The following is a 13165-nucleotide window of genomic DNA, read 5'->3' on the forward strand; positions in this document are numbered from 1 at the left end:
GTCGCGCCGAAGGCGCGGGTGAGGGATCCTGCTCTCTCATGGGACCTGTGCCCCCTCACCCGATTTGCTGCGCAAATCGACCTCTCCCCTCCGGGGAGAGGTGAACCGATAGACGAACCCGGTTTGCAAGAATGACGCTCACCCTCGAAACCCGCGAACTCACCATTCGCTTCGGCGGCCATGTCGCGGTCAACAATGTCTCCTGCACGTTTCGCCCGGGCGAGCTCACCGCCATCGTCGGGCCGAACGGCGCCGGCAAGACCACCTATTTCAATCTGATCTCGGGCCAGCTGCGCGCTTCACACGGCAGCATCCTGTTCGACGGCGCCGACATCACCCAGCATTCCGCGCCGATGCGCACGCGCGCAGGCCTCGGGCGTGCCTTCCAGCTCACCAACCTGTTCCCGAACCTCACCGTGGAAGAGAACGTCCGCCTCGCGGTGCAGGCGGCGAACGGCACCCATTACGACATGCTGCGGCCCTGGATGGTGCGCCGCGACCTGATCGCGCGCGCCGACGCCATCCTCGACCAGGTTGCCCTCGGCAATCGCCGCGGCGTCGCCGCGACCGCACTGTCGCATGGCGACCAGCGCAAGCTCGAGGTCGCCCTGATGATCGCGCTGGAGCCAAAAGTGTTCATGTTCGACGAGCCGACCGCCGGCATGAGCATCGACGAGGTGCCTGTCGTCCTCAACCTGATCGCGCAGCTCAAGCAGGACAAGAGCAAGATCATCCTGCTGGTCGAGCACAAGATGGACGTGGTGCGCTCGCTCGCCGACCGCATCATCGTGCTGCACAACGGACAACTCGTTGCCGATGGCCCGCCGGCCGAGGTGATCGCCTCGCCGATCGTGCAGGAGGCCTATCTCGGCGTTGCGCCAAAGAGTGCCGCATGACCGATCTCTTAAAACTCTCCAGCGTGCACACCCATATCGGGCGTTATCACATCCTCCAAGGCATCGATCTCGCCGTCCCTCAAGGGCAGGTTACGATGCTGCTCGGCCGCAACGGCGCGGGCAAGACCACGACGCTGCGCACCATCATGGGCCTGTGGCAGGCCTCGAAGGGCGAGATCACCCTTGCCGGCGAGCGCATCGAGAGCCTTGCGACGCCCGACATCGCCCGGCTCGGCGTCGGTTACGTGCCGGAGAGCATGGCGGTGTTCTCCGATCTGACGGTGAAGGAGAACCTGGTGCTCGCGGCGCGCGACGGGCCGCTCGATGATGCCCAGCTCGACTGGATCTTCGGCTTCTTCCCCGCGCTGCGCCGGTTCTGGCTGTCGCGCGCTGGAAGCCTCTCGGGCGGACAGAAGCAGATGCTGTCCATCGCCCGCGCCATCATCGAGCCGCGCAAGCTGCTCTTGATCGACGAGCCGACCAAGGGCCTGGCACCCGCCATCGTGATGGCGCTGATCGAGTGCCTGAAGGAGATCAAGCGCAAGGGCGCGACGATCCTTCTCGTCGAGCAGAATTTCTTTGCCGCCCGCGAGCTCGGTGACAGCGTGCTGGTCATGGACAACGGCACCATCGTTCATCGCGGCGAGATGGCGGCGCTCGCCGCCGACGTGCCGCTGCAAGAGCGGCTGCTCGGCCTGAGCCTGGAGGCACATCAGTGACTGACCTTGCCGCAACCGATCCACTGCCGAAGCCGAAGCGCGACATCGCGCCGGTCCTGCTGCCGATCGCCCTCGCGCTGCTGATGATCCCGCTGATCGGATCGACCAGCTCCTGGCTGACCTTGACCGCCGCGAGCCTTGCCATGGGCATGATGATCTTCATCATGGCGTCCGGACTCACCCTCGTGTTCGGCCTGATGGACGTGCTCAATTTCGGCCACGGCGCCTTCATCGCCGTCGGCGCCTATGTCGCCACCCTGGTGCTGGCGCCGTTTGCGGCCTCCATCCAGGCCGATTCGCTCTGGATGAACCTTGCGGTGCTGGCCCCGGCCGCGCTGCTGTCGATGGCGGTCTCGGGCGCGCTTGGCCTGGTCGTCGAGCGCGTGCTGATCCTTCCGGTCTATGGCCAGCATCTGAAGCAGATCCTGATGACGACCGGCGGTCTGATCGTCGCCGAGCAGACGCTCTATGCGCTGTGGGGGCCGCAGATCATCCCGATGCCGCTGCCGGCCTCGCTGCGCGGCTCCTTCATCCTCGGTGACGTCGCGATCGCCAAGTACCGCGTGCTGGCGATGCTGATCGGGCTCGCCGTCTTCATTGCGATCCAGCTCGTGCTCAACCGCACCAAGCTCGGCCTTCTGATCCGCGCCGGCGTCGAGAACCGCGAGATGGTCGAGGCGCTCGGCTATCGCATCCGCCGCCTGTTCCTCGGCGTGTTCATGACGGGCTCGGCGCTGGCCGGCCTCGGCGGCGTGATGTGGGCGCTCTATCGCGAGCAGGTGCATGCCTCGATGAGCGACGATCTCACCGTACTGATCTTCATCGTCGTCATCATCGGCGGCCTGGGGTCGATCGGCGGCTGCTTCATCGGCGCGATCCTGGTCGCCATGGTTGCCAATTACGGCGGCTTCCTGGTGCCGAAACTCGCCCTCGTCTCCAACATCCTGCTGATGGTCGCCATTCTGATGTGGCGGCCGCGCGGCCTCTATGCGGTGACCAGCCGATGATGATCCTCTCAGGCGATCCGCCGCGTAGCCGCGTCCTGACGCTCCTTCTCGTCGTCATCATCCTGGCGCTGGCGGCGACGCCGTTCCTGTTTCCGGGTGCCAAGGCGCTGAACGTCGCGGCCAAGATCTGCGTCTTCGCCGCGCTAGTCGCCTCCTACGACCTGCTGCTCGGCTATACCGGCTCGGTGTCGTTCGCCCACACCATGTTCTACGGCATCGGCAGCTACGCGGTCGCGATCGCGCTGTACGGGATGGGCCCGAACTGGGCCGCGGTCGCAACCGGCATCGTCACCGGCCTGCCGCTCGCAGCGCTGCTTGCGCTCGCCATCGGCCTGTTCTCGCTGCGCGTTGCCGCGATCTTCTTTGCCATGATCACGCTGGCCGTGGCGTCAGCGTTCCAAGTGCTGGCCTCTCAGCTGTCCTGGCTGACGGGCGGCGAGGACGGACGCAGTTTTCAGCTGCCCGAGCTGCTGCGCCCCGGCACCGTGCTGATCTCCAAGAACCTGTTCGGCTTCGAGATCAACGGCCGCATCCTGACCTACTACCTGGTGTTCGCCATCTCGGCCCTGATGATCCTCGCTTTGCTGCGCGTCGTGAACTCGCCATTCGGGCGCGTGCTGCAGGCGATCCGCGAGAACCGGTTTCGCGCCGAGGCGCTCGGCTTCCGCACCGTTTTCCACCTGACCTACGCCAACTGCCTCGCGGCGCTCGTCGCCGCCAGCGCCGGCATCTTGAACGCGCTGTGGCTGCGCTATGCCGGTCCCGACACCTCGCTCAGCTTCTCCATCATGCTGGACATCCTGCTGATGGTGGTGATCGGCGGCATGGGCACGATCTACGGCGCGATCATCGGCGCCACCATCTTCATCCTTGCCCAGAACTATTTGCAGTCGCTGATGGGTGTCGCCTCCAAGGCGGCGGGCGAAGCCGGCCTGCCGCTGCTGCCGGGGCTGTTGCATCCCGACCGTTGGCTGCTGTGGCTCGGGCTGCTGTTCATCGCCAGCGTCTACTTCTTTCCGACCGGCGTGGTCGGACGACTGCGCAAGGCCGGCGGCGGCAAGAGTGCGGGCAGCTCGCATTAAGCCGCTATTAATGATGCAGCGCGGCGATTGCCGTGCGCTGCACAACCGCACCGAGATTCCCGCTGCGCGGCCTACGGACGCGATCGCGCGGCCGGATTAATGCTTAGGTAACTGGTTTTCCTAAGGTTTGCGCCATTTGTGCGATGTATTCCTGTTCCACCAGGGAGGGGGAATGCGCCAGGTTTTTTCCACGGTTGCAGCCGGAACATCTCTAGCCGCAAGGAACGGCTGGGAGGTCCTGGCGCGGCGTGGTCCTGTCCTGTGGCTGACCCTGTGTGGCGTGTTGCTGGTTGCGGGAATCTTCATCGTCACCGCCGTGGCCGTCGGCGAGTTTCGCGAGCGGACCCTCGTCAACCGCGAACGCGAGCTGGAAAACACGGTGCAGCTGATCGCGCGGCACTTCGATCAGCAATTCCAGGATTCCGACATCGTCGCGGCCGATGTGATCGGGCAGATGAACCTGCCTGACATCACCTCGCCCGCAATGTTCCGCGCACGCATGTCCGGATCTGCGATGAACCAGATGCTGCGCAGCAGGATCGGCTCCGTGTCCTATCTCGGTGACATTGCGATCTATGATGCCGACGGCGAACTGATCAACTGGTCGCGGGCCCAACCCCTGCCCAAGATCAGCGTCTCCTCGCGCGCTTATTTCCAGACGTTCAAATCGAATCCAACGGCCGAGCCGGTCATCCTGGAATCTGTCCGCAGCTTCATCATCGACAAATGGACCACGATCGTCGCACGCCGACTGACCGGCGCCGACGGCACCTTTCTCGGTGCGATGGTCCGGCGCATCGACCCGGACAGCTACCGGCAGTACTTCGCATCCGTCGCGCTCGCCGAGGGTACGGCGATCTCGCTGTTCGATCGCGAGGGCAAGATGCTGGCCCGCTATCCGCATGTCGAAGAATTGATCGGACGGAGCTTCAAGCACGCCCCGCTGATGCAAAAGGTGCTGACCAAGGGTGGTCAGCAGACGCTTCGTGTCAAGAGCCCGGTCGACGGCGAGGACCGGCTGGGCTCGGCCGCGTCCCTGAATCATTTTCCCCTGATCATCGTCGCGACAAATACGATGTCGGCTGCGCTCGCGGACTGGCGGCAGCAGACCGGCTTCCTGGTCGCTACGGCAGGCTTCTCGGCAGCCGTGATCGCGCTGATCCTCTATCTCATCATCCGACAGATCAACCGGCAGAACCGCGAGGCCCAGGAGCGAATCGAACTGGAGCGGCAGCGGCTCGACACCGCCCTCAACAACATGTCGCAGGGGCTGATCCTGTACGATGCCGCCGGATATATCGTCACCTGCAATCGCCGCTACGCCGACATGTTCGGTCTGTCCCACGACATCATCAAGTCCGGCTGTCACATTCGCGAGGCGATGTACCATCGCAAGGCGCGTGACGCGTTCGACGGCGATGTCGAGGCGTTTTGCGCGGACGTCATGCGGATCGCCGCTGAAGGCACGGTCTCCACGAGAACCCATCAGCTGGCCAACGGCCGCGCCTTCCATGTCATCAACACCCCGCTGGCGCAGGGCGGCTGGGTCGCCACGATCGAAGACATCACCGAGCGCCGCAACCTGGAGCAGGAGCGCGACCGCAACTACACCTTCCTGCGCGAGATCATCGATCACATTCCATCGCAGATCACGGTAAAGGACGCTCAAACGCGGCAATATCTGCTGGTCAATCGCATCGCCGAGGAAATCTTCAACGAAACGGGCGAGACGATCGTCGGCAAGACCGCCACCGATATCCTCCCGGACCCGGACGCCGCCATCGTCAAGCGCGATGACGACGCCTTGCTGCAATCGCCCGATCAGCTATTGGTCAAGGAACAAAGCTGGCCGAGACGGACGGGTGGCCAGCGACATACCATCTCGAAGCGCATCGGCATTCGCGACAAGACGGGCGAGCCGCGTTACATCATCAACGTGATCGAGGACGTCACCGAGCGGCGTCGCGACCATGAGAAGATCGCGCATATGGCGCATTACGATGCGCTGACCGACCTGCCGAACCGGACCCTGTTCCGCGAGCAGATCGAGCGCGAGCTGGCGAAGGTCGCCGATGGCTGCCAGTTCGCGCTGCTCTACATCGACGTCGACGAATTCAAGGGCATCAACGATTCGCTCGGCCACCACGTCGGCGACGAGCTGTTGAAGGCGATCGCGGGCCGTCTCCGCGGCTGCCTCAAGCAGGGCGATCTGATCGCGCGGCTCGGCGGCGACGAGTTCGCGGTGATCCAGACCGGGATCGGATCGTCCGCCGACGTGCTGTCCTTCGTGACGCGGATCTACCAGGCGATTCGGCAGCCCTATCATTGCCTCGGCCATCAGCTCTCGACCGACGCCAGCATCGGGATCGCGCTGGCGCCGCAGGACGGCGCCGATCTCGACCAACTGATCAAGAATGCCGATCTCGCGATGTACGGCGCCAAGGCCGAGGGACGCCGCACCCACCGTTTCTTCGAGCCGGAAATGGATGCGAGCGCCAAGGCACGCCTGAGCATGGAGCTGGATCTGCGGCAGGCCCTGGTGAATGGCGGGTTCGAGATTCACTATCAGCCGCTGGTCGACCTGCGCACCAACGAAGTGTCGGGCTGCGAGGCGCTGCTGCGCTGGCGGCATTCCGAGCGCGGCATGGTATCGCCGGCGGAGTTCATTCCGGTCGCCGAGGACACCGGCCTGATCACCGAACTTGGTGACTGGGTGCTGCGCATGGCCTGCAATGAGGCCGCGACCTGGCCGGCGCATGTGCGTGTCGCGGTCAACGTGTCGCCGGTGCAGCTCAAATGCGACACGCTGGCGCTGCGGATTGCGGGCGCGCTCGCCGCCTCCGGGCTGGACCCGCGCCGGCTCGAGCTCGAGATCACCGAGGCCGTGCTGATCCGCGACGACGAGGCGGCGCTCTCGATCCTGCATCAGCTTCGCTCGATCGGCGTGCGCATCGCGCTCGACGATTTCGGCACCGGCTATTCCTCGCTGAGCTATCTGAAGCGCTTCCCGTTCGACAAGATCAAGATCGACCGCTGCTTCGTCGCCGACATCGCGGAGACCAGCGGCGCGCCGGTTATCGTGCAGGCGGTGGTGAACATCGCGGCCGCCAGCAACATGACCACGGTCGCCGAGGGCGTCGAGACCGAGGCGCAGCGCGAGATGCTGCGCGCGCTCGGCTGCACGCAGATGCAGGGCTATCTGTTCAGCGCGCCGAAGCCGGCCAGCGAAGTGCGAAAGCTGTTCGGTCCCGGCGATGTCGCACCCGTGGCGGCGGTGGCCTGATGGCGAAGTCGCGCAAGACCGTCGATGTCGCGGATTCCTACGCGGTGCGGCTGATGCAGCACCTGGTGGTGCCGACCTTCGTGATCGACCCGAAGCGCCGCGTCGTGATCTGGAACAGGGCCTGCGAGCGGCTGACCGGCGTCGCCGCCTCCGAGGTGATCGGCACCAATAAGCACTGGCAGGCCTTCTACGAGACCAGGCGCCCATGTCTTGCCGACCTGGTCGCGCTCGACCAGCCGGAACAACTGCCGGAGTACTATTCGGAATATGCCGCGCGCGGCCATAACGGGCTCGGCTTCAGCGCAGAGAACTGGTGCGTGATGCCGAAGCTCGGCAGCCAGCTCTATCTCGCCATCGACGCCGGCCCGATCCACGACGAGGCTGGCAACCTCATTGCGGTGGTGGAGACGCTGCGCGACCTCACCGATCAGAAGCGCGCCGAGATGGCGCTGAAGGAGCTCGCCACCAAGGACGGGCTGACCGGCCTGTCGAACCGCCGCGCCTTCGACCAGATGCTGATGAGCGAGTGGGCCCGCGCCCAGCGCACGCAGAAGCCGCTATCGCTGCTGTTCGTCGACGTCGATCATTTCAAGCTGTTCAACGACCGCCACGGCCACCAGAGCGGCGACGAGTGCCTGCGCGCGGTCGCCACTGTCGTCAACCGGCACGCCTTGCGCTCCCTCGACCTCGCCAGCCGCTATGGCGGCGAGGAGTTCGCGCTGATCCTGCCGGATATGGATTGCGACAGCGCCTGCACCGTGGCCGAGGAGATCCGCAGCGCCGTCATGGCCTTGCAGATCGCCCATGGCGCCGCCGGTGCCGGCGACCACGTCACCCTCAGCGTCGGCGTGGCAAGCCAGATTCCCAGTGGCGCCGATGGCAGCCCCGACCGGCTGCTGGGCGCGGCCGACGAGGCGCTCTATGTCGCCAAACGGCTCGGCCGTAACCGTGTCATCTGTGCCGAGCGCGTGCTCGCCGAGCTCGCCGCCCTCGGCCGGGAAGCGGTTCCGGCCGCAGTCGGGCGCAAATCAGCTTAAGCGCGATACGGCGAGAAGCGGTTGCCCGCCCCGCGCCAATCGGCTAAATGAACCTCGACTAGCACCCGTAGCTCAGCTGGATAGAGCGTTGCCCTCCGAAGGCAAAGGTCACACGTTCGAATCGTGTCGGGTGCGCCATTTCGGTATCAAGATGTGCGTGAGGGACCTCGCCGGCGTCAAATGACGCCGTGCTCCCTCAGGAGCGCCTGCTCGTCCCCCGACACCCATCCGAAGACCTTGGGCTCTGCGCCCAACTGCTAGACGAGGTAGTGGACGTCGAAATCAATAACGACGTCGGATTGGTTCTTGCGGACATACGTCGCTCTCCATGCGACATGGGCGACGCAATGGTGTTCGTCTATCGGCGAGATGCGGAGTCCCCGCATGTGCATCTCCTTTGTTCCGATAGCCCGGTAGTGGGCATAGCCCTCAGCGATGACTTGCTTGAGATGCTCGTCGTTCTTCCCAGTCATCACGCCGGCCTGCGTGGCCGCGACGAACTCGGAGGCGTGGAGCGCGGCGACGTCATCCATGTCGACGTCGCCGCGCAGAGAAGCCTTGGAGATATTCTCATATCGCTCGAACAGCTTCCTGACGTTCGTCTCCATCGTCGCCTCCAACGCGTGTCGGGTCCGGAAATCTCTCCGCCGACGTCACTTTCGCAGGACCGGCTCGCCGGTGCGTGGGTTCGTCAAGGTCACGTTTTCGAGTGCCTTGATCAGCCATTTGCCGTCCCAGCGGGGCAGCACCGCTTGGATCAAGGTGTCCACGGAATGTGGTCCGGCTGGATGCCCGGCGCCAAGCGTGAGACGGCTCCAGAAATGCGCGACGGCCACGCCATCGCCGATGGCGACCACATCGATCACCTCGTTTTCGAGCGTGGAGTCGCGATAGATCATCTCGTGGATGGAGCGTGAAGCGCGATGATCTCTCATCAACTCCGCGCACAAGGGACCGGAGCGACACCGTCGCTTTCATCTTGGCGTCGCTCGATCTGCGATCCGTGAGCCGGCAGCGCTTAGCCCGCTGCGTTCTTGATCGCGGCTTCGAAGCTCTTTGCGTCGAAGGCTGGCATACTTTGGATCCGCCCCAGACCCTGGGTCGAGTACCAGACGGAGAACGCGAGCACCGCTTCCGGATTCGGGGCATCAATGATGTCGACGAAATCGTAGTAGCCCTGCGTGTAGTGGATCGACTCGATCTTGATACCCAGATTGTCGAGCTTTGCCTTGGCCTTGCCGATCCGCTCCGATTGCTTGCTCGCCCACTCCGGGCTCAGATTACCAAGCAGCACATATTTCATGGCCACCTCCACGTCATGTTGTTCATCGTGCGAGAAGGACCCGACAATCATACGCCTTCCCGCGACCCGCGTACATGCCGTTCCGTGGCGGGGGCGGTAGGGGAGCCGGGCCTGAGAGGAGCGAAGCAATAGTGCCCATCTTCGTCCGTAGTGGCGCGCCAGTTACAATTCTACGCCAGAGCACGCTGGCGTATCCACATGTACGGCCGGCCATGCTCTATTCGCTGCGCTCGTCAGGAGGTGGAACGTGGCGACGGTCCATTCTGTCGTGGAGGATGCGCACGATTTCGATCGTGCTCTTCGGCGCGACCCGGCACATCAGGAAATGACTTCCCCGACGACCGCGCCGCGCAATGTGGAGGGTGCGAAGGCCTGCCATGATCTCATCCCGGGCCCTGGAGCCCGCTACATTGGGACCGTCGGCAAGCTCGCCAATCGCCTGAACGGAGGATTGGACGCCGCCAATTCCCGGTTTCTTCATGTATTACCCCAGTCGTCAGCATCAGCCTGCTGCGCTGGCTGCACTCGTGAACGCGCTGCGGCTCTCTTGATAGGAATTTGCTTCAGGCCCGCGGAATCCTACGTTGGCCGCCTCGTCTGCGCCGAATGAGTTGCATGGGTCCCCGGGAGCCGTGAAGGCGCATGCGCGATCGGATTTCGGTCTCGCGCCTCTCCTCCAGTTCGAATTTCGAACGCGCCGCGCCGCAGCCGGCAAACCATAAACTCAATCATCGCAAGTGCTTAGAGCCGCGCGCCGGGGGTGGCACACAATCTGCGTTTCCCACTCGCATCTCACGCCTTGCGGCGGGGGGAGGACAACAAGCGAGATTGGGAGGAATGCATGAGTGAGAACAAGACCAACTCCGCGCGCCGACACGAGAGTCTCGACGCGGTGGTCATTGGTACGGGCGTTGCTGGCCTTTATCAGCTCTACAAGCTGCGCGACGAGCTGGGTCTCAAGGTCAAAGCCTTCGACACGGCAACCGGTGTCGGCGGAACGTGGTACTGGAATCGCTATCCTGGCGCCCGCTTCGACTCCGAGGCCTACATCTACCAGTATCTGTTCTCCGAAGAGCTCTACAAAGGCTGGAGCTGGAGCGAACGTTTCCCCGGCCAACCCGAGATCGAACGCTGGCTCAATTATGTTGCCGACAAGCTCGACCTGCGCAAGGACATCCGCTTCAGCACGACGATCGCCTCCGCGGTCTACAATGAAGCGACGCAGCGCTGGACCATCACGACCGACAAGGGCGAGGTCATCGACACGCAATTCCTGATCGCGTGCACCGGCATGCTGTCGGCGCCACTGACGTCCGTGTTTCCCGGACAGGAGACGTTCAAGGGCAGGCTCGTTCACACCGGCCGCTGGCCGAAGGGCGATCTCGATCTTGCCGGCAAGCGTGTCGGCGTCGTCGGCAACGGGGCGATCCAGACCATCGCAAGCGAGGTCGGCAGCCTCAAGGTGCTCGTGCGCACGCCGCAATACATCATCCCGATGAAGAATCCGAAATACGGTCCGAAGGAGGTCGAGGCCTACAAGGCGCGCTTCAAGGAGTTCTGCGAGACGCTCCCCCACAGCTTCACCGGCTTCGAGTACGACTTCACCAACGGCAACTGGAAGGACCTGACCAGCGAGCAACGCCATGCGGTGCTGGAGAAGATCTGGGACGAGGGCTCGCTGCGGCTGTGGCTCGCCTCCTTCGCAGAGATGTTCTTCGAGGAGGACGTCAGCGAGGAAATCTCCGAATTCGTCCGCAAGAAGATGCGCGCGCGACTTAAGGATCCGAAACTGTGCGAGACGCTGATTCCGACCGACTACGGCTTCGGGACGCATCGCGTTCCGCTCGAGACCAACTATCTCGAGGCGTATCACCAGCCGAATGTCGAGCTGGTGAGCGTCAAGAACAACCCGATCGAGCGGATCACGCCGGAGGGCCTCAAGCTTGCCGATGGGACGACGTACCATCTCGATGTCATCATCCTCGCGACCGGCTTTGACGCCGGCTCGGGCGCGCTTACCCGCATCGACATACGCGGCCGCGACGGCCGTTCGCTGAAGGATGAATGGAGCCGCGATATCCGTACCACCATGGGGTTGCAGGTCCATGGCTATCCCAACATGTTCACGACCGGCGCGCCGTTGGCGCCCTCCACCGCCCTGTGCAACATGACGACCTGTCTTCAACAACAGGTCGAGTGGATCAGCGACTGCATTGGCTATCTGCGCAAGAACGAGCTGAGCGTCATTGAGCCGACGCGGGAAGCGCAGGATGCCTGGGTCGCCCATCACGACGAGATCGCGAGCGCGACTCTCGTGACCAAGACTCACTCCTGGTACATGGGCTCCAACGTCGAGGGCAAGCCGCGCCGACTGCTGTCCTACATCGGCGGCGTCGGGACCTATCGCAAGAAGTGCGATGAAGTCGCCGCCGCCGGCTACCAGGGCTTCGCCAAGCAATAAGCACCGCGAACAGGCCCGCGCGATCCGTCGCGTGAGCGCGGCCTCGTCTTTTGCACCTCGCCAACACAGAACGGAGAAACATATGCGCAAGGAATTCGCTGTCGACGCCGACGCAATCCTCAATGAGACCGTCACGAACGGGAAGGGTGTGCCGGGCGTCGTCGCCATGGTGACGGATCGCAACGGCAACATCTACGAAGGCGCCGCAGGCAAGCGCCGGACCGACAGGCCGGAGGCGATGACGACCGATTCGAGCTTCGCCATCTTCTCGACCACCAAGGCAATCACCGGTACCGCCGCCCTTCAACTGATCGAGGAAGGCCGGCTCGATCTCGATGCTCCCGCCAGGAAATATGCGCCCGATCTCGGCAAGCTGCAGGTGATCGACGGCTTCGACGCCAAGGGCCAGCCCAGGCTGCGTGCGCCGAAGCGCGAGGTGACCACGCGCATGCTGCTGCTGCACATCGGCGGCTTCGGTTACGATTTCTTCAACGAAAACTATTTGCGCCTGGCGACCGAGCACGGACAGCCGAGCGTGATCACCTCGTCCAAAGCCTCGCTCATGACGCCGCTGCTGTTCGATCCCGGCTCGAAGTGGGAGTACGGAACGAACATCGATTGGGTGGGGCAGGTCGTCGAGGGCATTACCGGCAAACGGCTGGGCGAGGTCTTCGCCGAGCGCATCTTCAAGCCGCTCGGAATGGCAAACACGACGTTCGAGATCAACGATGCCGTCCGCAGCAAGCTCGCCGGCGTGCATGCCCGCAACGCCGACGGCTCGCTCACGCCGATGGACTTCGAGTTGCCGGCGAGCCCCGAGGTCCATATGGGCGGGCACGGCCTCTACGGCACGGTCGGGGACTACATGCGGTTCATCCGGATGTGGTTGAACGACGGCAATGGCCCGCACGGCCGCGTGCTGAAAGCGGAGACCGTGAAGATGGCGGAAAAGAATCACCTCGGCGATCTCAAGGTGACGGCGCTGCCGGGCGTGATCAAGTCGCTCTCCAATGATGCGGAGTTCTTCCCGGGACAATCGAAATCGTGGGCGTTCACGTTCATGGTCAATGACGAGGAAGCACCGACTGGCCGCCCCGCGGGTGCGCTCGGCTGGGCGGGTCTGGCGAACCTGTTCTACTGGATCGACCGGCAGAATGGCTTCGGCGGCTACTGGGCAACCCAGATCCTGCCGTTCGGCGATCCGGCTTCGTTCACCGGATACATGCGTTTCGAGACGGCCTTCTACGACGCCCTGCACCGGCGCAAGGCCGCGTAAGCGCGTTGTCAGGCTAGGGCATTCGGCGCGCCTTTCGGCTTCACGGCTTTCGCAGTGCGGTCGAAGGGGCGCCTAAGTTGCGCCCTGATCCGGTTGTCAGT

Annotated in this window: 12 protein-coding genes and 1 tRNA gene; 9 read left to right on the plus strand and 4 right to left on the minus strand. The window is 63.9% G+C overall.

What is annotated here, in order from left to right; all coding sequences use genetic code 11:
• Positions 1-131: 131 nt before the first annotated feature.
• From P6U29_RS40750 to P6U29_RS40780, 7 genes are all read left to right on the plus strand, one after another.
• Positions 132-896 (plus strand): ABC transporter ATP-binding protein, encoded by a 765-nt coding sequence (locus tag P6U29_RS40750; protein WP_407115717.1) that lies wholly within the window; start codon positions 132-134, stop codon positions 894-896.
• Entirely contained in the window at positions 893-1615 is a 723-nt protein-coding gene (locus P6U29_RS40755) for an ABC transporter ATP-binding protein (RefSeq protein WP_407115718.1), read from the plus strand. The genes P6U29_RS40750 and P6U29_RS40755 overlap by 4 nt, the downstream gene beginning before the upstream one ends.
• Complete coding sequence (locus P6U29_RS40760) at positions 1612-2622, plus strand: branched-chain amino acid ABC transporter permease (protein WP_407115719.1); 1011 nt, start codon at positions 1612-1614, stop codon at positions 2620-2622. The genes P6U29_RS40755 and P6U29_RS40760 overlap by 4 nt, the downstream gene beginning before the upstream one ends.
• Positions 2619-3704, plus strand: coding sequence for a branched-chain amino acid ABC transporter permease (locus tag P6U29_RS40765; RefSeq protein WP_407115720.1), 1086 nt, complete (start codon positions 2619-2621; stop codon positions 3702-3704). Before P6U29_RS40760 ends, P6U29_RS40765 begins: the two co-directional genes overlap by 4 nt.
• A gap of 172 nt (positions 3705-3876) precedes the next feature.
• Complete coding sequence (locus tag P6U29_RS40770) at positions 3877-6987, plus strand: EAL domain-containing protein (protein WP_407115721.1); 3111 nt, start codon at positions 3877-3879, stop codon at positions 6985-6987.
• Positions 6987-8024: a diguanylate cyclase gene (locus tag P6U29_RS40775; RefSeq protein WP_407115722.1), complete on the plus strand. Its 1038-nt coding sequence runs from the start codon at positions 6987-6989 to the stop codon at positions 8022-8024. Before P6U29_RS40770 ends, P6U29_RS40775 begins: the two co-directional genes overlap by 1 nt.
• A 61-nt stretch (positions 8025-8085) precedes the next feature.
• Positions 8086-8162: transfer RNA gene (locus P6U29_RS40780), tRNA-Arg, on the plus strand.
• 119 nt (positions 8163-8281) lie between these two features.
• Here P6U29_RS40780 and P6U29_RS40785 read toward each other — a convergent pair.
• The 4 genes from P6U29_RS40785 to P6U29_RS40800 form a co-directional block, all read right to left on the minus strand.
• Entirely contained in the window at positions 8282-8632 is a 351-nt protein-coding gene (locus P6U29_RS40785; RefSeq protein WP_407115723.1) for a nuclear transport factor 2 family protein, read from the minus strand.
• A gap of 45 nt (positions 8633-8677) precedes the next feature.
• The gene (locus tag P6U29_RS40790) at positions 8678-8923 is read right to left on the minus strand and encodes a hypothetical protein (RefSeq protein WP_407115724.1); all 246 of its coding nucleotides are present in this window, start codon (positions 8921-8923) and stop codon (positions 8678-8680) included.
• A gap of 119 nt (positions 8924-9042) precedes the next feature.
• Positions 9043-9378, minus strand: coding sequence for a GYD domain-containing protein (locus tag P6U29_RS40795; protein WP_407115725.1), 336 nt, complete (start codon positions 9376-9378; stop codon positions 9043-9045).
• A gap of 166 nt (positions 9379-9544) precedes the next feature.
• Positions 9545-9808, minus strand: a complete 264-nt coding sequence (locus P6U29_RS40800; protein WP_407115726.1) for a hypothetical protein — start codon at positions 9806-9808, stop codon at positions 9545-9547.
• A gap of 360 nt (positions 9809-10168) precedes the next feature.
• Between P6U29_RS40800 and P6U29_RS40805 the strand changes: the two genes are divergently transcribed.
• Positions 10169-11788, plus strand: a complete 1620-nt coding sequence (locus P6U29_RS40805; protein ID WP_407115727.1) for a flavin-containing monooxygenase — start codon at positions 10169-10171, stop codon at positions 11786-11788.
• Between the two features lie 82 nt (positions 11789-11870).
• A complete protein-coding gene (locus P6U29_RS40810) occupies positions 11871-13064 on the plus strand; it encodes a serine hydrolase domain-containing protein (RefSeq protein WP_407115728.1) in 1194 nt (397 codons plus the stop codon).
• Positions 13065-13165 lie beyond the last annotated feature (101 nt).

The sequence above is a fragment of the Bradyrhizobium sp. LMG 9283 genome, from assembly GCF_045571415.1.
Taxonomy (GTDB): domain Bacteria; phylum Pseudomonadota; class Alphaproteobacteria; order Rhizobiales; family Xanthobacteraceae; genus Bradyrhizobium.